Annotated in this window: 22 protein-coding genes and 1 tRNA gene; 2 read left to right on the top strand and 21 right to left on the bottom strand. The window is 62.6% G+C overall.

Annotation, left to right across the window (positions count from 1 at the left end; translation table 11 throughout):
• Nucleotides 1-19 precede the first annotated feature (19 nt).
• Nucleotides 20-1,249 (bottom strand): threonine ammonia-lyase, encoded by a 1,230-nt coding sequence (gene ilvA, locus KTJ77_RS03925; protein WP_217337186.1) that lies wholly within the window; start codon nt 1,247-1,249, stop codon nt 20-22.
• Complete coding sequence (locus KTJ77_RS03920) at nt 1,246-2,421, bottom strand: AI-2E family transporter (protein WP_217337185.1); 1,176 nt, start codon at nt 2,419-2,421, stop codon at nt 1,246-1,248. The genes ilvA and KTJ77_RS03920 overlap by 4 nt, the downstream gene beginning before the upstream one ends.
• 44 nt (nt 2,422-2,465) lie before the next feature.
• Between KTJ77_RS03920 and KTJ77_RS03915 the strand changes: the two genes are divergently transcribed.
• Nucleotides 2,466-3,701, top strand: coding sequence for a winged helix-turn-helix domain-containing protein (locus KTJ77_RS03915; RefSeq protein ID WP_367948819.1), 1,236 nt, complete (start codon nt 2,466-2,468; stop codon nt 3,699-3,701).
• A gap of 43 nt (nt 3,702-3,744) precedes the next feature.
• Here the strand turns inward: KTJ77_RS03915 and KTJ77_RS03910 are convergent, their stop codons facing one another.
• The 15 genes from KTJ77_RS03910 to KTJ77_RS03840 all read right to left on the bottom strand — a co-directional run bounded on the left by KTJ77_RS03910 (nt 3,745) and on the right by KTJ77_RS03840 (nt 16,982).
• The gene (locus KTJ77_RS03910) at nt 3,745-4,314 is read right to left on the bottom strand and encodes a LemA family protein (RefSeq protein ID WP_217337184.1); all 570 of its coding nucleotides are present in this window, start codon (nt 4,312-4,314) and stop codon (nt 3,745-3,747) included.
• Between the two features lie 83 nt (nt 4,315-4,397).
• On the bottom strand, nt 4,398-5,711 hold the full coding sequence (locus KTJ77_RS03905; protein WP_217337183.1) for a D-arabinono-1,4-lactone oxidase: 1,314 nt from the start codon (nt 5,709-5,711) through the stop codon (nt 4,398-4,400).
• Nucleotides 5,708-6,922 (bottom strand): alanine racemase, encoded by a 1,215-nt coding sequence (locus tag KTJ77_RS03900; protein ID WP_217338319.1) that lies wholly within the window; start codon nt 6,920-6,922, stop codon nt 5,708-5,710. Before KTJ77_RS03900 ends, KTJ77_RS03905 begins: the two co-directional genes overlap by 4 nt.
• A 128-nt stretch (nt 6,923-7,050) precedes the next feature.
• The gene (locus KTJ77_RS03895) at nt 7,051-7,620 is read right to left on the bottom strand and encodes a hypothetical protein (protein WP_217337182.1); all 570 of its coding nucleotides are present in this window, start codon (nt 7,618-7,620) and stop codon (nt 7,051-7,053) included.
• Nucleotides 7,621-7,707: 87 nt separating this feature from the next.
• A complete protein-coding gene (locus KTJ77_RS03890) occupies nt 7,708-8,322 on the bottom strand; it encodes a rhomboid family intramembrane serine protease (RefSeq protein WP_217337181.1) in 615 nt (204 codons plus the stop codon).
• A 56-nt stretch (nt 8,323-8,378) separates the two neighbouring features.
• Nucleotides 8,379-8,451, bottom strand: a tRNA-Leu gene (locus KTJ77_RS03885).
• 79 nt (nt 8,452-8,530) lie between these two features.
• Nucleotides 8,531-9,943: an NAD(P)/FAD-dependent oxidoreductase gene (locus KTJ77_RS03880; RefSeq protein ID WP_367948818.1), complete on the bottom strand. Its 1,413-nt coding sequence runs from the start codon at nt 9,941-9,943 to the stop codon at nt 8,531-8,533.
• Entirely contained in the window at nt 9,936-11,303 is a 1,368-nt protein-coding gene (locus KTJ77_RS03875) for a S8 family serine peptidase (protein WP_254367357.1), read from the bottom strand. The genes KTJ77_RS03880 and KTJ77_RS03875 overlap by 8 nt, the downstream gene beginning before the upstream one ends.
• A complete protein-coding gene (locus KTJ77_RS03870; protein WP_367948817.1) occupies nt 11,300-11,818 on the bottom strand; it encodes a DUF501 domain-containing protein in 519 nt (172 codons plus the stop codon). The genes KTJ77_RS03875 and KTJ77_RS03870 overlap by 4 nt, the downstream gene beginning before the upstream one ends.
• Before the next feature lie 16 nt (nt 11,819-11,834).
• A complete protein-coding gene (locus tag KTJ77_RS03865; RefSeq protein ID WP_217337179.1) occupies nt 11,835-12,440 on the bottom strand; it encodes a septum formation initiator family protein in 606 nt (201 codons plus the stop codon).
• A gap of 48 nt (nt 12,441-12,488) precedes the next feature.
• Nucleotides 12,489-13,769, bottom strand: a complete 1,281-nt coding sequence (gene eno / locus KTJ77_RS03860) for a phosphopyruvate hydratase (protein ID WP_217337178.1) — start codon at nt 13,767-13,769, stop codon at nt 12,489-12,491.
• 100 nt (nt 13,770-13,869) lie between these two features.
• The gene (locus tag KTJ77_RS03855; RefSeq protein WP_367948816.1) at nt 13,870-14,535 is read right to left on the bottom strand and encodes an O-methyltransferase; all 666 of its coding nucleotides are present in this window, start codon (nt 14,533-14,535) and stop codon (nt 13,870-13,872) included.
• A gap of 31 nt (nt 14,536-14,566) precedes the next feature.
• A complete protein-coding gene (locus KTJ77_RS03850; protein WP_217337177.1) occupies nt 14,567-15,577 on the bottom strand; it encodes a DUF1648 domain-containing protein in 1,011 nt (336 codons plus the stop codon).
• Between the two features lie 47 nt (nt 15,578-15,624).
• Complete coding sequence (locus KTJ77_RS03845) at nt 15,625-16,623, bottom strand: hypothetical protein (RefSeq protein ID WP_217337176.1); 999 nt, start codon at nt 16,621-16,623, stop codon at nt 15,625-15,627.
• Nucleotides 16,624-16,631: 8 nt separating this feature from the next.
• Complete coding sequence (locus KTJ77_RS03840) at nt 16,632-16,982, bottom strand: GntR family transcriptional regulator (RefSeq protein ID WP_217337175.1); 351 nt, start codon at nt 16,980-16,982, stop codon at nt 16,632-16,634.
• Between the two features lie 101 nt (nt 16,983-17,083).
• Here KTJ77_RS03840 and KTJ77_RS03835 point away from each other — a divergent pair, with 101 nt between their 5' ends.
• Nucleotides 17,084-17,557: a DUF4442 domain-containing protein gene (locus tag KTJ77_RS03835; RefSeq protein WP_217337174.1), complete on the top strand. Its 474-nt coding sequence runs from the start codon at nt 17,084-17,086 to the stop codon at nt 17,555-17,557.
• 175 nt (nt 17,558-17,732) lie between these two features.
• On the opposite strand, the gene hisS is transcribed toward KTJ77_RS03835, so the two are convergent.
• The 4 genes from hisS to KTJ77_RS03815 form a co-directional block, all read right to left on the bottom strand.
• Nucleotides 17,733-18,986, bottom strand: coding sequence for a histidine--tRNA ligase (gene hisS / locus KTJ77_RS03830; protein ID WP_217338315.1), 1,254 nt, complete (start codon nt 18,984-18,986; stop codon nt 17,733-17,735).
• A gap of 85 nt (nt 18,987-19,071) precedes the next feature.
• Complete coding sequence (locus KTJ77_RS03825; protein WP_217338314.1) at nt 19,072-19,668, bottom strand: MazG family protein; 597 nt, start codon at nt 19,666-19,668, stop codon at nt 19,072-19,074.
• A gap of 25 nt (nt 19,669-19,693) precedes the next feature.
• Nucleotides 19,694-20,854 (bottom strand): Na+/H+ antiporter NhaA, encoded by a 1,161-nt coding sequence (nhaA, locus tag KTJ77_RS03820; RefSeq protein WP_217337173.1) that lies wholly within the window; start codon nt 20,852-20,854, stop codon nt 19,694-19,696.
• Nucleotides 20,855-20,933: 79 nt separating this feature from the next.
• Entirely contained in the window at nt 20,934-21,539 is a 606-nt protein-coding gene (locus tag KTJ77_RS03815; protein ID WP_217337172.1) for a gamma carbonic anhydrase family protein, read from the bottom strand.
• Nucleotides 21,540-21,541: the final 2 nt, after the last annotated feature.

The raw sequence follows: 21,541 nt of genomic DNA, 5'->3' as shown, positions 1-21,541 counted from the left end.
TCCTCGCTTTGTACGCGGGTTAGTCGTCGACCAGAATCGGGTCGTAGCCGTCTTCGCGAAGCGCTTCCAGCGTTACCTGCTGGTGCTCGTGGCCGCGCGTTTCTACCGAGATCTGAATCATGACCTCGTTAATCTGCATGCCTTGGCCGTGGCGAGTGTGCATGACTTCGACAACGTTGGCGCCGGCGTTGGCGATGATCTCCGAAATGCGCACCAGCTGGCCGGGACGGTCAGGCAGCGGAATACGAATCGTCATGTATCGACCAGACGCGGCCAAACCGTGCGCGACGATGCGCTGCAACAGGAGCGGGTCAATGTTTCCGCCTGAGAGGATCGTCACGGTCTTGCCCGTCGACTGAATCTTGCCAGCGAGGATCGCGGCGACTCCAACGGCACCCGCTGGTTCCACCACCACCTTGGCGCGCTCCAACAACACCAGAAGTGCACGAGCGATATCGTCGTCGGTCACAGTAACAACATCGTCGACGAGATCCTTGATGATCTCGAATGGCACATCGCCAGGCCGCGCCACGTTGATACCGTCAGCGATGGTTGGCTTGGTCTGCACCGCGACCGGGTGCCCCTCGATGAGCGACTGGGGGTAGGGCGAAGCGTTTTCTGCCTGCACACCGATGATGCGAATCGTGCGCCCGGCCGCGGCCGCACGCTGTTTCAGTGCAGCAGCGACTCCGGCGATCAGTCCGCCGCCGCCGATTCCCATAATGACGGTGTCGACGTCGGGCAGATCGTCGAAGATCTCCAGCCCGAGCGTTGCCTGCCCTGTCACCACATCGATGTGGTCGTAGGGGTGAATCAGCACGGCACCGGTGCGCTCGGCAAACTCGGCAGCCAGTCGAAGTGGCGTCTCAACCGTTTCACCCTGCAACACCACCTCGGCGCCGTATCCACGCGTCGACAGCAGCTTCGGAACCGGCACGCCAAGGGGCATGAAGATCGTCGCCGCGACACCCAACTCACGTGCTGCGAGCGCCACCCCCTGCGCGTGGTTGCCTGCGGAGGCCGCCACCACGCCGCGAGCGCGTTCTTCCGGGGTCAGCCGGGACAGCCGATAGGTGGCGCCACGAATCTTGAACGATCCCGTGCGCTGGAGGTTTTCCATCTTGAGGTAGACGGGAGAACCCAAGACATCGGTGAGGTGTTGTGACGGCTCGAGCGGCGTGTGGCCAATATGCGGAGCAAGGCTCTCCGCCGCGTGTTCGATGTCTTTCAGCTCGGGTCCGCGACTCATCGGGCCCGCCTTTCTCTCGGTACGGTTTTCCAAATCAAATCAGCGTGATTTACGGTTCCGTCTCGCCACGATCCGCTGGCGAGGGAGACCGCAACAACGTTGGCAAAGGCGGCAAGCGGAACCGCAAAGAGGGCTCCGGGGATGCCGGCGATCATGGCACCACCGGCAACGGCAAGCACAACGGCGAGCGGGTGCACCTTGACGGCTGCGCCCATGAGGAGCGGTTGCAGGAGGTGGCTCTCCACCTGCTGCACGGCGAGCACGCCCACCAGCATCCACAGTGCAATGAAGGGACCGTTGTAGACCAGCGCGAGGAAGACAGCGAGGGCGCCGGTGACAACCGCACCGATGAAGGGCACGAAGGATCCGAGGAACACGAGGACGGCAACCGGGATCGCCATGGGGACGCCCAGGCCGAATGCGACCGCACCGATACCGATGGCGTCAATCGTGGCGACAAGTAACTGGGTGCGCGCATAGTTGCGTACGGTCTTCCATCCCGCCCTGGCGGACGCGTCAACCCCAGGTCGGGCATCCTTCGGGAACAACCGCAGCGTCCACCGCCAAATCCCCGCACCGTCGGCGAGGAGGCAGATCAGGATGAACAGCGCGAGTAGCGCACCGGTGGCGATGTGGCCCACGGTGGAGCCGACGGCCAACACGCCTTGAATAAGTGCCTGTGCTTGCTCCTGGAGGAGCTTTAGTCCCTCAGCGAACCAGGTGTTGAAGTCGTCTGCGCTGATCTGAAGCGCGCTGTCAGCCAGCCACTGCTGGACCGCCTGGATTCCCTCGGTAGTTCGTGCGCGAACCTCGGGCAATTGCCGCGCAATTTGCCAGATCGCCAGCCACAGCAGCCCTGCGACGATCGCCATCGTGCTGACCATGACAATGACGATGGAGAGCCAGCGCGGCACGCGGCGATGATTAAGCCAGTCGAAAAAAGGCGAGACTAACGCACTCATCAGCAATGCGATGAGTAGTGGGATGACGAGAAGTTTGAGCTGGATAACCAGGAAAACGACGCCAGCGGCGGCCAATCCGATCACCAGTAGTCGCCAAGAGTAGGCCGTGGCGATCTGTAACCCACGTGGTACCGGGTTTACCCCGTCCCCCACCTGTGGGCGAGCGCGCACGGCATCCCAGAATCGGGAGTTACGCCGTTCGTCAGCCATTCCCTCAGTCTAGGACTGTCCGAGGGTCGCATTACGCTGACTGCGTGGTCGATTCTCTCTCTCGCCGTCAGGCGCAACGCATCACCCTGGCCGCACAGGGGTTCAATCGGCGCCGACCCGCGACTCCATCACCTCGGCACTTGCACGCAGTCATGCGCGATATCGGGGTGCTGCAAATCGACACCGTCAACGTGTTCTCCCGTAGCCACTACATGCCGATGTTTTCTCGCCTTGGCGCCTATGACACCGGCACGTTTGACGATCTCATGTTCCGTGCTGACGGCGACTACGTCGAGTATTGGGCACATGCCGCCACCCTGGTTCCGGTGGCTGATTGGTCGTTGTGGAACTTCCGGATGGAGGCGAACCGGGCAAAATACGGCGAAACCGCCGGCAAGTGGGTGGCGGAAAACGCGGCCACCATGCAGTGGGTACGTGACGAGTTGGCAGCGCGCGGTCCGCTTCGCCCTGCCGAGATTGAAGACGATTCGCACCAGGGCGCGCGCGGCCCCTGGTGGGACTGGAACCGCGTCAAACTCGCTTTGGAATACATGTTCATGTTTGGCGATGTCGCGGTTGCTGGCCGGCGCGGCTTCGAACGCCGCTACGGACTCACCGAACATGTCATCCCGGAGCAGCACCGTGGCGCTCCGGTCGCGAAGGACGATGCCATCCGAGAACTCATGAGCCGCGCGCTCGCTTCGTATGGGGTGGCGACAACCGCCGACCTCGCCGACTATTACCGGGTTCCGGTCGCCGCAGCCACAAAAGCCCTCGCCGACCTTCGTGACGCTGGCACGGCGATTCCGACATATGTCGAAGGGTGGCAACGCAACGGCAAACCGATCATGGCGTGGCGACACCACGAAGCGGCAATCGCGCGTTCTGTCCCGCCCGCGGTGCTGTTGACGCCGTTTGATCCGCTGGTGTGGTTCCGGGATCGCGCAGCGCGCCTCTATGACTTCGACTATCGCATTGAGATCTACACCCCATCGCACAAGCGTGAGTTCGGGTACTACTCGCTGCCAATCCTCGCTGATGGCGACATCGTGGGTCGTGTCGACCTCAAGGCAGACAGGGCTCGATCAACCCTGCTGGTGCAATCGGCGTGGTGGGAATGCCCTGAAGACCGCCGCCACGCTCCGGCCGTCGCAGAGGAGTTACGTCTCGCCGCCCGATGGCAGGGGCTGGAAGCGCTCAGTGTCTCCTCCTGGGGCTCAGCCACCGCTGACCTCCGTGCCGCGCTTCCTGGGGCCGCCCGCCATGACAGGCAGGAATGAATTCGGGCCCGGTGCTTTTGCACCGGGCCCGAACTCGAATCTTCTAGAACTGAACGCGAGGCGGCTCTGAGATCGCCGTTCCGTCCACCACCTCGAAGAACTCGCGTTCCACGAAACCGAGGCTGCGTGCGAACAGGTTGTTGGGGAACACCTTGATCTTCGTGTTCAGTTCGCGCACGCCTCCGTTGAAGAACCGACGCGACGCCTGGATCTTGTCTTCGGTGTCAACGATGGCCTCTTGCAACTGCAGATAGTTCTGGCTGGCCTGCAGTGCCGGGTAAGCCTCAGCGACCGCGAAGAGGCTCTTCAGGGCCTGCTCCATGTGACCTTCTGCCACGCCGGCCGCTGCCGGCGACGTTGCCGAGAGGGTCTCAGCGCGCGCACGGGTGACGTTCTCAAAGACCGCCTTTTCGTGGGCCGCGTATCCCTTCACCGTCTCGATAAGGTTCGGAATGAGATCAGCACGACGCTTGAGTTGAACCGTAATGTCGCTCCACGCCTCATCAACGCGGACGTTGAGCGCGACAAGCGCGTTGTACGTCGCCCACAGGTAAATTGCGCCGATAACCACGATCGCAACAACGATCAGAACCGGAATTAGCCATTCCCACATAAGTGCGAGCCCCCTTCTATCGATTCACATACTATCCGCGCGCACCGCGCTGTCGAGGTGGCGTCGGATGACTCTCAGCGAGTTCACGCCCCGAGGACGCGATCAAGGTACGCGTTTCGGAAGCGCCGTTCCGGGTCCCATTCATCGCGAAGCGCGACAAAATCGTCAAAGCGGGGATAGCGCTCGCGCAATGTCTGGGCATTGAGCGTGTGCATCTTTCCCCAGTGCGGTCGGCCACCGAACTGCGCCATGATCGTCTCCACCGCCCAGAAATATTCGCTGGGGTCTTCGCGCCAGTACCGGTGCACGGCGATGTAGGCAGAATCACGGCCGTATGCGGTCGACAGCCACCGGTCATCGCCCTTCGCAAAGCGCACCTCAACCGGGAAAGAGATCTTCCACCCCTTGCGCGCGATGACAGCGGCGAGTTCGCGAAACGCGTCCTGCACGTTTTCCACGGGGATGGCGTACTCCATCTCACGGAACCGCACGGTGCGAGACTGCGTGAAAACCCGAGTGGAGTGATCGGTGTACTCGCGCGAGCCGGTGAGCTGGGAAGCCATGCGGGATACCGGTGGCACGATCGCGGGAACCACGCTCCCGAGTCCGCAGGTCAGGCGGTAGACGCCATTGGCAAGTACGGTCTCATCGAGCCACTTCGCGGCACGCGGCAGTGGATGACGCTTATCGCCCTCAGGCAACCGCGTGTTTTCCTTCGTGAGCGCAAATTCGGTGTGCGGAAACCAGTAGAACTCAAAGTGGTCAACGGCGTTCGCGCGCTCATGAATATTTGCCATCACATCGTGAATCGACTCACGGCGCTCGACAGCATGCAAAAGGAAGGCCGGAACACACTGCACGGTGACGTCAACAAGGATGCCGAGCGCGCCGAGCCCGAGGGCAACCGCCGGAAGCAACTCGGGCGAGTGGTTCTCGTCGATGGTGCGGAACTCGCCCTCTGCGGTGACGAGGGTCGCGCCCACGATCTGGGTGGAGATTCCGCCGAAACCAGATCCGGTGCCGTGCGTTCCGGTCGAGATCGCGCCAGAAATTGACTGTCGATCGATGTCACCGAGGTTTTCCATCGCGAGTCCGAACGGCGCGAGCAATTCAGGAATCTGGTGCAGCTTGGTGCCGGCTTTGAGTGTGACGCGGCCGCGTTCCGTATCGACGGCGACGAGGCCGCTGAGGTCTGACAGGTCGAGCAGTACACCGGGAGCAACGGCGATGCCGGTAAAGGAGTGGCCGGAACCAACTGCCTTGATCTGCATGCCACGCGCCTTCGCCGCAATAACAGCCCGCTGGACGGCCTCAGCCGTGCGCGGAAACTCCGTGAGCTGCGGTCGGATGCGAGCCGATCGTGCCCAGTTCTGCCATTGTCCGCCTGGTCGTGTCACAAAAACGCCTTTCCTTCTCCGCGGTACGTCAACAACTCATCAACCACGACGCCGTCGTCAACGACGTGGTACGACAACACCCGTTCCGACCCTTCGCCGCTCTTGGCATGACGAAGCCAGACGCGGTCGCCGACTGCGAGCGAACGGGCGGGTGCGCCCTGTAACGGCGTCTGCACTTCCCCCGCACCCTCACGGCCAAGCGTTTTCAGGCCCGTTGGCCATGCCGCGCGAGGTTGGCGCGAAGCCACCGGCGGGCCGGAAGCAATCCAACCACCGCCGAGAATGGTGGCGATGTCAGGGAGGGGCTTGCGCACGACGTCGAACGCGAACGCCGCAGCCGGTGCGGGCTGGAACCCCTGGTAGTCATCAAAAAGCGTGCCCGCCAAGAATCCGCTGCCTGCGGTGAGCTCGGTGACGGAATCGTCTGCGGCAGTGTATTCCAGCGAACCGGTTCCACCGCCGTTGACAAATTCCAGGTCAGCGACGCGTCGAACGCCCGCGACAATCGCACGGCGACGATCGGCCAGTTCGTTGCCTGATTGCCGCTTCATCCAGCGCATGAGACCGTCCTGGTGGCCGCTTGCATCGGTTTGCCCGGCAATCTGAGCCTCGTACATCATCAGCCCCACGAGCGCGAAGCCGGGGCGGCTCACCACCCGCGCGGCAAAAGCGGCAACCTCATCTGGCGTATGCAGTGGCGACCGCCTTACCCCAATATGTCCGAGGGCGGGAGCACGCCACGACGCATCCGCATCAATCGCGACGCGGATCACAGGACGTGCGGACGGCGCCACCACCGCATCGATGAGGTCGAGCTGTGCGACATCATCAATCATCAGGGTGATGCGGCTCGCAGCCGTTTCGTCGGCAAGGAGGCGAGCGAGCGCCGCACGATCAGTCGTGGGGTACCCCATCACGATGTCGTCTTGAGTTTCGGAAAGCCACAGGGCTTCTGCGAGCGTAAAGGCGAGGATGCCCTGGTATCCGGGAAGGGCAAGGACGGCGTCGAGCACGGCACGGACGCGAATCGACTTACTGGCGACGCGAATCGGCACTCCCCCAGCGCGCACCAGCATGTCGCGGGCGTTGAAGGCGAGCGCATCCTGCGCAATCACAGCCACCGGGGCAGAAAGGTGCGACGTCGCACTGGTCAGCGCGGGCCACCATGCCTCGGGAGTACGCCACCCTTGCGCCGCCGCCGATCGGGTCATCAGGTCAAGCACGTCGCCAGCCTAGAGGCATTCGCACCAAATATGCACGAATGAGGAGATTGCTCACAGGTCGTGGCGCGACAGCTCGGCTCGAGAAGGAGTTCTCCGACAAATGCGTGCAGGCACCGTCACGGCGTGTAGTTACACAGCGTGAGAAGTTCGGAAAGCGAGGCCTGCAGCTCGGTACCCGCGGTCTGCAATTTCTGTCCGAGTTGAGTGACCTTTTCCAGCGCGACCGGATCATTCGCCCACGATGACGGGTTCGTCATGTCGGGTAGCCCCTGGAAAACGTCGGCAAATGCGCTCATGTCATCGGCGACTGCTTGGAGCGCGGTCTTCACCTCGCCATTGGCGGTGGCTGTCACGGCCTTCTGCAGCGCTTCTGCTTGAAGCAGCAGGGCGTCTTTCACACCTTCAGGATTAGTCAGCCCGTCTTGAATCGCGGTGCCCATCTCTGAGCTCGCGCTCGACATGGCCTGCGAAATCTCCAGGCAGGCACCCGACAACGTTGCATCCCCGCCCGCGTCTGTCGTGGTTCCGCTTGACGTGTCTTCTCCCTGCGGCTCCTCACCGTTTTGTTGTGCCTGCTCGGTCGCTTTCGGCCCCGTGGGACCGACGCCGCCAGAACACGCAACGAGACCGACCATGATGGCAATCACGGCAAGCAGAACCCCTGCCGTTCGTTGGCTACCTCGCATGATGACCTCTCCGTGACGCCGAGCGGAAGCGTCACTTCTAGCCAGGAGCATACGCGCTGACATCCCCGCAGTGAAGGCGCCTGGGCGTCAGCTGCGTGCAGTGGCGTCGCGCTGTTCTGCGGAGCGCCGGCCGAGAATAACCGCAGCGATCACGCCGCCAATCGCTCCGCACAGGTGCCCCTGCCAAGAAACGCCTGGCGTCGTCGGGAGGACACCCCAAATGAGATACCCGTACACGGCCCCGATCACGAGACCGATCGCGATTTCGCTGAGTTTCTTCGCGAAGAAGCCACGAAGCACCAGGAATGCCACCCACCCGAAGATGAGGGATGATGCGCCGACATGGTTGGTGTTGAGTCCGCCGATGAGCCACGTACCGACACCAGCCGTCACCCACACGATCGCCGTCGCTTCCAGCCACCGCGTGGTTCCGGAACTCAGCACAATCACAAACGTTAGAACAAAAGCTGGAACGGAGTTGGAGATGAGGTGCGCCCAGTCGGTGTGCAGTACCGGCGCGAAGACGATGCCCCACAGGCCATCTACCGTCCACGGGCGCACACCGTTGTTGTCGAGCCGCTGATTCGTGATCGCGTCGAGAATCTCGATGATCCATATCAGCGCGACGAAGCCACCGCCGAAGATTGCGGCGGTCACGAGCCGAGACCGTGGCTTCTCGGTCGGGCGAGGCTCAATCGTCATGGCCAAAGCCTACGTGATGAGATTGCGCGCTCGAGGGTGGACGAGCGGCGTGCGTGTACCCCCAGTCGGACTCGAACCGACACTGTGACGATTTTAAGTCGTCTGCCTCTGCCATTGGGCTATGGGGGCTTGGTGTTTCTAGCCTAGCTACACGTCGGCGGAAACGACGAAGGCGGGTGCCAAAGCACCCGCCTTCGTGAACGCGTTACTAAGCGCCGACGGCAGCCTTTTCAGACTCAGTTGCCTTGTCAGCAACCGGCTCGGCAGGCTTCTCTGCCGGAGCTTCGACGGGAGCGGCAGCCGGACGCGGCTTCGACGCAAACTCGGTGAAGAATGCGCGCGGGATCTGCACAGCTTCCATCGACGCGATGTCGCGACCGAGCCAGAGGTTATGCCACCAGCCCCACAGCACACGCCACTTGCGCTCCCACGACGGCATAGCCAGGCCGTGGTAGCCGCGGTGAGCGACCCAGGCGACGAAGCCCTTGAGGGCGATCTTGCCTGACTGGAAGACACCGTTGTACAGACCGAGGCCTGCAACAGCGCCCAGGTTCTTGTGGATGTACTCGACGGGCTGCGCGCCACGGAGAACGGCAACGAGGTTCTTTGCGAGGCGCTTCGCCTGGCGAACCGCGTGCTGAGCGTTCGGCACGCAGAAGCCGCCGACACCGCCACCGGTCAGGTCAGGAACAGCCGAAATGTCACCGGCGGTCCATGCGCCTTCAACGATCTCTTCACCGTCGATGACGCGCAGCGTTGCGTCAGCGGTGATGCGTCCGCGCTGGTCTGCGGGAAGGCCGGAGCCCTTCACAACCTGCGGGTTTGCCATCACACCTGCGGTCCAGATGATGAGATCCGACGGGATAACCTGTCCGGTCGACAGTCCGACGTTGCCATCGGTAGCGTCCACAACCTGCGTGTCGAGGTGCACGTTGGCGCCACGCTTTGCGAGGTCCTTGAGAACCCACTCGCTCGTCGGCAACGAAACCTCGGGCATGATGCGGCCCATCGCCTCAATGAGGTGGAAGTGCGTGTCTTCGAACTTCAGCTGCGGGTAGTTCGCGAGCAGCGACGACGCGAGCGAGCGCAGCTCGGCAAACGTCTCGATACCAGCGAAACCACCACCGACAACGACGACGGTCAGCAGACGGTCGCGCTCCGGTCCGGCGGGCAACGTGGCTGCCTTGTCGAAGTTGTTCAGCAGGCGGTCACGAACGGCCACGGCTTCTTCGATCGCCTTCATGCCGATTGCGTTTTCGGCAATTCCCGGAATCGGGAAGGTGCGCGAAACGGAACCAGCGGTCACGACGATCTGGTCGTATTCCAGTTCGTAAGATTCGCCCTGCTCGGGCGTAATCGTTGCCGTCTTGTTGGCGTGATCAACGTTCGTCACCTTGGCGCGAACGATCGTCGTCTTCTTCAGGTGACGACGGTGCGATACGACCGCGTGACGGGCTTCGATGGAACCAGCGGCAACTTCCGGAAGGAAGGGAAGGTAAGTCATGTAGGGCAGCGGGTCAACCATGATGACCTCTGCCTCGCCCTTACGAAGGTGCTTCTCCAGCTTCCACGCGGTATAGAAACCGGCGTAGCCACCACCGACAATCAGGATTTTAGGCACGGGAAGATATTTCCTTTGAGTGATCATTACTCGACGTGCGCGACTCGCGCGCCGAACGGATGCTTCGGGCAGCAGCAGTGACGCCGAGCGCTACTAGAATACCAGGCAATGTCACAGCGATGAGCGGAATAGAGCCGTTCCGGATGGATTCTAAGGAAGGCATCAGGGGATTCGGCTTGGCTGCCTGTGGTTCGACAGGCGGAAGTTCCGGAATCTGAACCTGCGGAACCTCGCCCTGTTGTTGCGGTGGCTGCGGCGCATCAGCGCGGCGATAAATGCGCACCCATTCCGCCAGCGAGCCCATCGGATTCGCGTCAACATGAGTGATACCGGTCGCGGTGACGGCAGCGTTCGCGTCGATCAGACCGTAACCGTATAGCGGCGAAGGCGTCGCAGCTCCCGGCACGGGTGTGGCGGTCTGAATGAGGCGTTGAATGACGTTCGCGGCATCGAGATCGGGGTGTGCAGAACGTACCAGCGCGGCGACGCCAGCCACAATCGGTGCGGCACCACTGGTTCCGTCCCATGTCACCATGGTTCCGTCCGGGGCGATCCCCAGCAGCTTCTCACTCGGTGCTGCCAACCCGATCGTGATGCCCTGCGTCGATGCACCGAAACTCGCCTTGCCTGCCGGATCGACGCCCGCGACGGTCAGCACGCCGGGAATTGTAGCGGGAGCTCCGACCACAGAGGTGCCGCTCCCCCGGTTTCCGGCGGCGACGATCACGACAACGTCGTGATCAAACGCATATTGGAAGGCGTCGTCCCAGCTTTCATCCCAGGACAGCTGGTTGGTTGTCAGCGACAGGTTGATAATGTCAGCGCCCTCATCGACCGCCCAGACGATCGCGTCGGCGAGCTGGTCAACGAAAGGAACCGTGGCGCTAGATCCGAAACCGACAGAGATCGCGAGAATGTCGGATTCAGGTGCGACTCCAACCATGCCCGTTCCGTCGGCGGCAGCCCGCGCGGCAAGCAGCGAGGCGACGTACGTGCCGTGGTTGGCATCTTTCACTCCCACCGGGGTGCGTCCGTCATCGCTACCAGCACCGGAAAAGTCGGCACCACCGATGACTGCAGGGTCGAGGGCAGCCGTGTGCGCGACGCCGGTATCGATAACGGCAACGGTGACGCCCTCACCCTTGGTGGTCTTCCACGCCTCAGTGATTCCGTAGGCGTCTAGCCAATATTCAGCAGCGCGCACCGGATCGCTCGGAGTGGGGCTCGGCGATGGCGCGTCCGTGGTGATTGACGGTGTCGGCGTCGGATCGTTAGCGAGTTCAACGCCGACAGCAGGTGCGCCCATCGAAAGCATCGCGGCGATGGCGCCGGCGAAAACAATCGTGAGCGCACGCTTCATGCCGCTCGACCCGGCTCGTCGCAGATGCATACCTCGGGCGACCAGTCGGCGGCCGCAAGTGCAATGTCACCGATCGGGTTCACGCCTGGGCCGGCGGCAAGAGCATGACCGACGAGGGCGTGCAAGCACTTGACGCGGGTAGGCATGCCCCCTGCGGAGATGCCGTCGATCTCTTCGACCGCACCAAACTGCGCGCGGTCGGCAAGGTACGCCTCATGTGCGCGCTGGTAGGCGGCGCGGACTTCTTCATCATTCTCGATGAGTGCCGAATACTCCGCCATGATGCCCGAAGCCTCGAGGCGGCTCATTGACGCGGTGGCGCCGGGGTGGCTCATGTAATAGAACGTGGGAAACGGCGTGCCATCATCAAGGCGCGGCTGGGTCGACACAACGGTCGGGTTACCGCACACGCAGCGGGCAGCAATGCCCACGACGCCGCGCACCTGCCGGCCGAGCTGCGAGCTCATGACATCGAGGTCGACCTGGCGGACGGGTTCAAAAGGGGGCACAGTCACTCCCCTAGGCTACCGGTCAGGGCGTCGGCAAATCTGTCTGTTCGCCGGATTCTCCGGCCGGTTCCGTGGGCTCGGGTGTGTCTGTTGCACCCTCGGGCACCATGACGGACTGGGCAAGACCCGATTCAGTGACCGAACGGAGCGCCTTCGTCATCCAATCGACCTTCGTTTTCTCAACCTTGTCGCTCACCGGGCCATGACTCATTGGCAGGAGTGACTCGTCGATGTCGTTGTCCACGAGATAAACGACCTCGCCCGGCTTGACGTAGTAGAGGCGTTCTCGCGCTTGCGATGCGATGTAGTTGGCGTCGGTCCAGCGATCGCGCTCGGCTTCGAGCCGATCAACCTCAGCCTGCGAGACGGCGACGGCTTCTTGAAGAGATGCAATGCGTTGGCGCTGCTCGAGATAGGTACCGATGCTCGGGACCAAGACAAAGACGGCAAGGACGACAAGGGACAGCATGATGGCCATGAACCCGGAGAACCGGATACCACCGAGCCAATCGCTGACATCAACGCGACGGCGTGCTGGGGAAGCTTTGCCTGTACGAACCGGCGCTGTGCGCACTGGTCCGGTTACGGGCGTCGATACACGAGAAGGGAAATCCGGGCGTCGTGCCATGGATTTCCCCTCTCTGTGTTTCAGCGTGTAAGCGCCTGCGCGCTCGGCTTAAGCCGAGTACCGCGGGAAGGCCGAGCGGCCAGCGAAGACAGCGCCTTCACCGAGCTCTTCTTCGATACGCAGAAGCTGATTGTATTTCGCAACGCGGTCGCTACGGGCAGGCGCACCGGACTTGATCTGACCGGCGTTGGTCGCAACGGCCAGGTCAGCAATCGTGGTGTCTTCGGTTTCACCGGACCGGTGCGAGAGCATCGCGGTGTAACCCGAACGCTGAGCCAGGCTCACGGCGTCCAGCGTCTCGGTGAGGGTACCGATCTGGTTCACCTTGACGAGCAGCGAGTTGCCGACGCCCTTCTTGATGCCGTCGGCGAGGCGCTGCGGGTTGGTGACGAACAGGTCATCGCCAACGAGCTGCACCTTCGAGCCGAGCGCGTCGGTGAGCGCCTTCCAGCCATCCCAGTCGTCTTCAGCCAGGCCGTCTTCGATCGACACGAGCGGGTAGTTTGCGACGAGGTCTGCGTAGTACTCGATAAGTTCCTCAGCCGAAAGCTTCTTGCCTTCGAACGAGTAGGCGCCATCGGCGTAGAACTCGGTCGATGCCACGTCAAGGCCGACAGCGATGTCTTCGCCGGGCTTGAAGCCAGCCTTCTCGATGGCAGCCATCAGGAAGTCGAGTGCGCCACGGTTGCTCGGCAGGTCGGGGGCGAACCCGCCCTCGTCGCCGAGACCAGTTGCGTAGCCGCCAGCCTTCAGTTCGCTCTTGAGTACGTGGTACGTCTCGGTGCCCCAGCGCAGTGCCTCGGCGAACGATTCTGCACCGTGCGGAACCAGGAAGAACTCCTGCATGTCGACACCGGTGTCTGCGTGCGCGCCACCATTGATGACGTTGAGCAGCGGAACGGGCAGAACGTGCGCGTTCGGGCCGCCGATGTAGCGGAACAGCGGCAGATCAGCCGAGTCAGCGGCAGCCTTGGCGACAGCGAGGCTGACACCGAGGATGGCGTTGGCTCCGACGCGACCCTTGTTGCTGGTTCCGTCGGTCTCTTTCAGCACCTCGTCGATGACGCGCTGTTCACTTGCTTCGAAACCTTCGATCGCCGGGCCGAGCTCGTCGATAACAGCGTCGACGGCCTTGAGCACGCCCTTGCCGCCATAGCGAGCCTTGTCGCCATCGCGAAGCTCATACGCTTCGAAAGCGCCGGTCGATGCGCCCGACGGAACGGCGGCGCGCTGCACGATGCCGTCATCGAGCAGAACCTCCACCTCAACGGTCGGGTTGCCGCGCGAGTCAAGAATCTCGCGAGCGCCTACAGCCTCAATCAATGCCACGGGAACTCCTTGTTCGTGGAAAAGGGAATGGTGGAGCAACGATGGTCCGTGGCCAGTCTAACCAGCGACGCTGGCTCCTGCCGTGCAATGTTGCGGACGGTCACACAACGATCGCGATTGCCGTGCCGTCCCAGCCCTTGAGCCCGACGGTTTGATATGCGGTCGCATCAAATCGTGGGTCGGCGCCAAGCATCTCCAGCCCCGCGCGGGTTCCGTTGACCTTACTGTCGGTGCTGTCGGATCTCACAATCTCACCTTCGCGACCAATGTTGTCGACGATCACAACGGTTCCGCTTCTGCCCAGCCGCGCCGCGTAGTCGAGGTACAGCGTGTTTGATTCTTTGTCAGCATCAATGAAGACCAAGTCGTACGCAGCGGTGCCGATGAGCGTGGGAAGAATGTCGGCGCCACGGCCAATCTTGACGTCGACGCGGTCGGCGATGCCTGCGTACTCCAGATTCTGTCGTGCGATGGCGGCGATGTGTGGTTCCGCTTCAATCGTGGTGACGTGACCTCCCTCGCCCACGGCACGGGCCATCCAGATTGTCGAGTAGGCGCCGAGTGTGCCGATTTCGAGCACGCGGTGGGCACCGCTCATCCGAATCAGCAGGTTGAGCAGCTTTCCGCTGAGCGCTGTCACCTCGATATCAGGAAGCCCCGCGCTGTGTTGCGTGGCAAGCGCATGCGCGAGCGCCGCATCGGGGGCGATCAACAGCTCGGTGAGATAGGTGTCGGCGGCGGCGGTTGCTTCAGGTGTGAGGTCCACGTTCCCAGAGAACTCCGTGCCGCCGCTCAGGTCAAGGGGTGGTGCGATCGCGCAGGCCAAGCAGCACATCGGCCGCGCGCTCAGCATCGTCAATGGTGACCGTGAGTCGCTTGCCATTCGTGCGTTCAATCTGAAGCGCGCTTCCGGCCTGCAGAATAATTCCGAATCCCATGCCCGGTGCAAGGCGCAATCCCCACCCGCCAAAGTCTGCCAACGGACTTACCGTCAGGGTGCGGGCAGCGGCGATCTCCGCCAACGGAATGCGAAATACCGGAAAGCCCAGGATCGATCGTGCCGTGAATCCTGAGTCATCAATACGCACGCGGAAGACGAACATCGTCGCGAAAAGAACGGCGATGAGCACGGCGAGCGTCCACAGCCACCAGGCGGCGGACGAGCCCGTCAGCGTCGTCACGATCGCGCTGCTGATCATCACCACGAGCGCGGCGACCATGACCCACAAGCCTGCACCTTGCACGCGAAGCGTTCGCATCCAGGCAGCGCGTTCGCCAGCCACAATCGTCCGCGCGCTCGCTTCGCGCATATCAGCCGGTGCGATGGTGAGCGCAGGTTGCACGAACCATGCGATCGCGCCGTACACCAGCCCAACACCCGCACCGATCAGCAGAAAGAGACCAGGATCAGGAGCCAGCATCGCGTCGCTCAGCCCGCGCTGCGAATGCACCGACCAGGTGGTTCCGATGAGGACCATCATCAGCATGGCGGGCATAAACGCGCCCATGAAGCGCGCGGTGGCACCCCATCCGGTGGATTCCGCCGGCGCAAGCACCCCGAACACGGTGATCGCGAGAAAGAGCGCTCCGACACCGATGGTCATCAGGGGGTAGGTGATGGCAGGCCCGAAGCCGTCCGGCCCACTCCCGGAAAAGTGGGTGGCCACCGGATCCGGTAGCTGCGGCAGCCACATCACCTGCAGCGCAACGGCGACGGCAAGCATCACCAACGGAACCCACGCCCCGACGAGAAGGAACCGTTGGCGCGCTTGCGCGAGGGTGGTGTCGGTGGTGTCGTTCGAGGTCATGGGGGGTGACTTCCTGGTTGAGAATGGGAACTGTCGCCGGCCGGCGGCTAGGCCGCATCGCGGATGCGAAGGCCGAGCAGAAGCTCGGCGGCGCTCACAGAATCTTGAACGGTGACCGTGAACTTCTTGCCGTTTGTGCGCACAATCTGGAGCGCTTCACCACTGCGCAGGATGATGCCAGCACCGTTGCCCGGCATGTACCGCAGTCCCCAGCCGCCGAAGTCAGCGATCCCGTTGACGGTCAGCGAGCGAACATCCGCGATGTGATCGAGGGGAATGTGAAAACGTGGAAAGCCGACGATGCTCTGCGCCGTGAACCCGGTGTCGTCGATGCGCACACGAAAAACAAACATCGTGGCAAACAGCACGGCCATAAGAGCCGTGACGATCCACATGATCCAGGCTTCGTCGGGTGCGGTGACGGTCATGATGATCGACATCACGAGCACCGTGCCAACGCCAACAATCATCAGCGCGAATCCTGCCCCGCCGACGCGGGCTGTCTGCATCCATGTCGATGCAGAACCGCGGTCCAGCATCTTTGGGGTGAGCGCCGGTGCCGGCTCAGCCTGCAGGGTCAGCGCGGGCTGCACCCGCCACGCAATAACGCCGTATGTGAGTCCGATCGCCGCGCCCAACAAAATAAACACTCCGGCGTCGGGGGCGAGCCGCGCGTCAGTGAGGCCGCGTTGCGAGTTCACGGTCAGGGTCAGCCCGATAGCCAACATGATGACCGTGGCCGCGATGATGGCGGCCAGAAACCGCGGCGACACGCTCCACTGACCGCGCCGAGCCATCAGCAGGATAGGGATCGTCGACAGGAGCAAGATCCCCATGCCGACGACGCCGGTCAGCACCGGGAATGTCCACGCCGGTCCGAATCCGTCAGGGCCACCGCGACCCGAGAAGTGCGTCGCTGCGGGGGTGGGTAGTTCACCCAGCCACATCAGCTGCATGACGAGCGCGACCACGAGAACGAGAAGCGGAACCCAAAAACCGACGAGCAGGAAGCGCCGGCGCGCGTCAGCCAGGGTTGTGGTTGGCATTGTTGTCATCATCGTGTTGCCTCCTTAACGAGGGATGTCAGTGTTTCTGCGGAGAGCCCGAGGCTCTTCGCCTTCGCAACGAGTGCGGAAATGTCATCGGCGATCTCGAGGAGCGGCGCAGCCGACTGGGTGACGATGGCGCCACGCCCGCGCCGCATTTCGATCAGTCCTTCATCACGCAAATCCTGGTATGCGTGCAATACCGTGTGCAGGTTCATACCGAGGGCTGCCGCGACCTCGCGCGCGGCAGGCAATTTGTCGCCGGGGCGAAGGGCACCTGATGCCGCCTCCGCTCGAACGGCGCTCGCCACCTGCGCGAACAGCGGTTCGTCGCTCTGCGGATTTACGGTGATGAACATACTCAATTATAGATCAACTAGAACAAGTATGTCCATTCCGGGCGTTGTGTGGATTCTCCAACCGGCTTGCTCGCGCGTTTCTCACCCGCCACACTGTGCGCATGCGCATCACTCCCCGCCGCCTCGCGATTGGCATGAGCCTGTGGGCACCCAACCTGTTCTCTGGCATTCGCGTTCGCGAGTTTTCCGATGACTGGACGCGCGCCGTCGTCACATTGCGCGTCAATCTCATCACCCGCAACTACGTGAAGACCGCCTTTGGTGGTTCCATGTCGGCGATGACCGACCCGTACTTTTTCATGCTGTTGATGCACCAGCTCGGCCGCGACTACGTCGTGTGGGACACAAAGGGCGAGATCGAATTTGTGAAGCCGGGGCGCGGAACCCTCACCGCTGTTTTCGAAGTGAGCCCGGAACGCGCACAGCAGGTTCGCGAGCACGCCCGCGGCGGCAGGAAGGTGCTCGAATGGTTCGAGACGGTCATCACCGACGAGTCGGGCGATGTCGTCGCTCGCGTACGCCGCGAGGTCTACGTGCGCGAAAAGAAGCGCGTCACCAACTCCCCACCCGCCTGACACCCCGCGCCGCCCGCCGCACCCCCGGCCGCTCCCCCGCGCACCCCCGCCGTGTTTCGCGGGAATAGGACAGGATCCGCCCGCGCCCCGCGAACGCGCAAACCCACCAGCTCCGCGCGAGCACGCAAACCCGCAACCCGCCCACTGCACGCGTCGGCGCGCGGTCGTGTTGGGACTAGCCGAGCTGCTTGATTTCTAGACTCTCGCGGGTGGTGTCAGAATTCACGGTGGCAAACGCAGAGTAACCGTCCGCCCGAGCACGAGTCAGCAGGCCATTGAGGTTCTTCGTGCGCTGCTCAACGCGGACGCGCATCCCCTCGCGAATTAGCTCGGCCTTCAGCGCAATGAGCTGGTTCACCGCGACGTTCTTGTCGTGTACGAGCACGAGCGCTGGCGTCGCGTCGGCCGTCTGCTCTTCGAGCAGGTCAACGATGCGTTCAAAGCCAATCGAGAATCCCACAGCAGGAACGTCCTGGCCGAGGAAGCGACCGATCATGCCGTCATAACGGCCACCGCCGCCGAGCGAATAGTTGACGCTCGGGTGGGCGAGCTCAAAGATTGTTCCGGTGTAATACCCCATGCCACGCACCAGGAATGGGTCAAAGACGAGCGGTGCCTCACCGCCGCGGGCCGCAACGACAGCCTCGCCGATGCCCACAAGATGCGCGATGACGTCGTCAGGAACCCCGGCTGGCAGCGCCTTGCGAATCTGTCCCTCGCCAAACGGGCGGTATTCCAGCGTCTGGGGGCGACGCATGAAGGCCTCGAACGCGTCGACGGCCGCAAAGGTTGCGCCACGTTCGCGGAGTTCCGCGACAATCCCTTCGGCACCAATCTTGTCGAGTTTGTCGATCGTGATGAGCACGCCCGGACGCTCGTCCGCGACGAAGCCGAACACGTCGAGCATGGCGTCGAGGGCTCGGCGGTCGTTGATGCGCACGCTCGCACCCTCGAGCCCGAGTGCGTCGACGGTGTCGAGCGTCGCAACAATCAGCTCAGCTTCGGCGCGAGCCGATGCGTCGCCGATGATGTCAATGTCGCACTGGACAAACTGTCGGTATCGGCCCTTCTGGGGGCGCTCCGCACGCCACACGGGTGCCATCTGAATGGACCGGAACACCGTCGGCAGGTCGCCGCGATTGGTCGCGTAGAAGCGGGCAAGCGGAACCGTCAGGTCAAAACGCAGTCCAAGGTCGGCAAGCGCGGCGACGTCTCCTTCTGACGTGACGAAATCGTTGGCTTCAAGCCCGCGCTTCAGGATAGAGAACGACAGCTTTTCGTTGTCGCCGCCCATGCCGGAGTGCAAGCGTCCGTAATCTTCGACCACGGGAGTTTCGATCTCGTCGAATCCGTGGGCGCGGTAGCGCTCACGGATGACGGCGAGGACACGTTCACGACGTGCCTTTTCCGCCGGGAGAAAATCACGCATGCCACGAGGAGGGTTCACAGTTGCCACTCCCCTATCTTTCCACCATTGGCATGGTTGGCTAAAACGCGCAGGGCGACCGGGCGATTTAGGCGGGAGGGGCCTCGGTTTCGCGCACCTGATCTTCGACGCGGTGCACCTCGGCACGGAGAAGCGCCTCAGCGTCCCACCCGCGCTCACGAGCCATCGCCGTCAAGGCGAGCAGCGCGAGACCCAGATCGTGCTCACTTTCCAGGGCCAAAGGTAAAACCGGTGCCACAACACCGACCGATGATGCTTTGCCCAGCACTTTTTGCGCGTACGCGAGCGCTGGCATCGAGCGAGCCACGCCATCCAGCACACTCGTTCGCTCACGCTTCTCGGCGGCCTTCGCCGCGTTCCACAGCACCAGCACCTGTTCCGGCGTCTGGGCGGTCTCCCCTGCGAAGACGTGCGGGTGACGACGAATCATTTTGTCTGCTAAATCTTGCGCCACGTGGTCGATCGAGAATTGCCCGGCACGCGCCGCGATCTCGCTGTGAAAAAGCACTTGCCACAGCAAATCGCCGAGTTCTTCACGCAGGTCGTCTTGCGACCCCCGCTCAACCGCGTCAACCAGCTCGTGCGCTTCTTCAATGAGATATGGCAGCAGCGCCTCATGCGTCATCTGCTGCGTCCACACACACTTCTCGTGCACGGCACGCATCGTGTCGGCCGAGAGGCGGAGCGGATCAACTGTCAACGGCGGCGACCTTCCGGTAGTGACGAGCTCGCCACGTTACCAAGATTCCGGCCAACACCATAGAGATGATCGACCCGGCGAGCACTGCGAGCGTGACTTCTGCGCCAATCACGGCGTTTCCGGCAAAGGCGAGCTCACCGAGCAAGAGCGAAACCGTGAAGCCGATACCTCCCAGAGCTCCGGCTGCGATCAGATCGCCAACGGCGAGGTGACTGTCTGATTGTGTTCCGAGAGCCTTCTGCGCAATGAAACCGGCCAACGCAATACCGATGATCTTGCCAACTGGCAACGCCACGAGGATGCCCCAGAACGCCGGGCTCAGTTCGCCAACGCTCACCGCGGGGATCATCACAGCAGCCGACGAGAACGCGAAGATGGGCAGCACCAGTGCGTTTACCCACGGCTCCAGGCGGTGGCGCAGACGGTCGGCCTTCTTCGGCGCCATGGCAAACCCAAGCGCAACACCGGCAATCGTGGCGTGCACGCCGCTCTGGTACACAACGCCCCAGGTTGCGATGCCGATGATCAGCAGCGCAGCTTGCCGCAGTGCCGCATCCGTCGTGGTACGGGGCTGGACTCGGCTCAGCACGAAGAACACCAGCACAAGACCGGCGGCGACGGCCAACCACAGGGGGTTTAGGTCGGAGGTGAACAGCACTGCGATGAAAATGATCCCGACGATGTCATCCAGAATCGCTAGTGCGAGCAAGAACGCGCGCACGGCTCCTGGCAGACCACGACCGAACACAGCCAGCACACCGAGTGCGAATGCAATGTCGGTTGCTGTGGGAATCGGCCATCCGCTCGCGTACTGCGTGCCGTTCGTAAAGAACAGGTACACCAGAATCGGAACGATCACGCCACCGGCCGCTGCGATGGCCGGAACCATCGCCTTGCGGGGCTCGCGAAGCGCACCCTTGGTGAGTTCGTATCGCAGTTCGATGGCCGCCGTGAAAAAGAAGATCGCCAGTAGGCCATCAGAAATCCAGTGGCCGACTGACAAGTCGAAGGCACTGCCCTCAATGGCGAGGTGGGTACCGCGCAGTTCACCCAGGCCCGGGCCGAGCGGCGAATTCGCCAGGATGAGGCCGACGGCAGCCGCGCACAGCAGCATGACGGCGGGAAAACGGGCAGAACGTAGCAAGCTCACGATTCACTCCAGGGGTTGGGTTACAGAATCGTCGACCAGTCTTCCCGACACACCATGGCTCCGAAGAGCCTCGCACAGTCTACGCGTCTAAGACGGGCTTGTCGTCGCGATGCCGCGATAAAGCACGTCCGTACCGCTCCGTCAGTTGCACCATGACGTCAGGAGTGTCCCGATCAACGCCGAAAACGTATCCGGGAAAATCAAGTTCTCGTTGTGCCGCCCAAATTCGGTCGTGTTCGTGTGGCGGCAGCACTTCTACCGGTTCTCCCACAGCCACCCAGCCGATCGGCACCACCGAGTCCTCTGGCAGTACCGTCCGCAAATGAACCACGGCGTTGATGCGAACTTCCGCGCGATCGCCAATCCGCGCCCCGTTGAACACCCGCGTGCCCGTGGCGAGAAACACTTCGTTGCCCACCGTTGCCCCACTGATCGAAGCGCCGGGCCCGATCAGTGTGTGGTCTCCAATGTGCACCGGTGCAGACGCTGCCGCTCTGATCACCGCATTTTCCATCACGATGACGTTCTCGCCCAGCACGATCGGGCCGCCCTCGCTTGTCACCACGGCACCATGCAGAATCTGGCAGTCAGCGCCAATCACCACGTCACCAGAAATCACAGCGGTCGGCGCCACGACGGCGTCTGGATGAATACGAGGCAACACGCCCAGGTGTTCGTAGAGCATGG

It is taken from the genome of Microbacterium sp. NC79 (assembly GCF_019061125.1).
GTDB lineage: Bacteria > Actinomycetota > Actinomycetes > Actinomycetales > Microbacteriaceae > Microbacterium.
This window is presented reverse-complemented; position numbering and strand designations above follow the sequence as displayed.

Bases quoted from the DNA above. Each gene is read 5' to 3' on its own strand.
- hisS (WP_217338315.1), bottom strand. From the start codon at position 18,986: ATGCGTGATTTTCTCCCGGCGGAAAAGGCACGTCGTGAACGTGTCCTC.
- KTJ77_RS03920 (WP_217337185.1), bottom strand. From the start codon at position 2,421: ATGGCTGACGAACGGCGTAACTCCCGATTCTGGGATGCCGTGCGCGCT.
- KTJ77_RS03825 (WP_217338314.1), bottom strand. From the start codon at position 19,668: ATGCGTGCCGTGCACGAGAAGTGTGTGTGGACGCAGCAGATGACGCAT.
- KTJ77_RS03845 (WP_217337176.1), bottom strand. From the start codon at position 16,623: ATGCCAACCACAACCCTGGCTGACGCGCGCCGGCGCTTCCTGCTCGTC.
- KTJ77_RS03910 (WP_217337184.1), bottom strand. From the start codon at position 4,314: ATGTGGGAATGGCTAATTCCGGTTCTGATCGTTGTTGCGATCGTGGTT.
- KTJ77_RS03835 (WP_217337174.1), top strand. From the start codon at position 17,084: ATGCGCATCACTCCCCGCCGCCTCGCGATTGGCATGAGCCTGTGGGCA.
- KTJ77_RS03875 (WP_254367357.1), bottom strand. From the start codon at position 11,303: ATGAAGCGTGCGCTCACGATTGTTTTCGCCGGCGCCATCGCCGCGATG.
- KTJ77_RS03890 (WP_217337181.1), bottom strand. From the start codon at position 8,322: ATGACGATTGAGCCTCGCCCGACCGAGAAGCCACGGTCTCGGCTCGTG.
- KTJ77_RS03900 (WP_217338319.1), bottom strand. From the start codon at position 6,922: ATGACCCGATCGGCGGCGGCGCAAGGGTGGCGTACTCCCGAGGCATGG.
- KTJ77_RS03815 (WP_217337172.1), bottom strand. From the start codon at position 21,539: ATGCTCTACGAACACCTGGGCGTGTTGCCTCGTATTCATCCAGACGCC.
- KTJ77_RS03865 (WP_217337179.1), bottom strand. From the start codon at position 12,440: ATGGCACGACGCCCGGATTTCCCTTCTCGTGTATCGACGCCCGTAACC.
- KTJ77_RS03895 (WP_217337182.1), bottom strand. From the start codon at position 7,620: ATGCGAGGTAGCCAACGAACGGCAGGGGTTCTGCTTGCCGTGATTGCC.
- ilvA (WP_217337186.1), bottom strand. From the start codon at position 1,249: ATGAGTCGCGGACCCGAGCTGAAAGACATCGAACACGCGGCGGAGAGC.
- KTJ77_RS03850 (WP_217337177.1), bottom strand. From the start codon at position 15,577: ATGACCTCGAACGACACCACCGACACCACCCTCGCGCAAGCGCGCCAA.
- KTJ77_RS03840 (WP_217337175.1), bottom strand. From the start codon at position 16,982: ATGTTCATCACCGTAAATCCGCAGAGCGACGAACCGCTGTTCGCGCAG.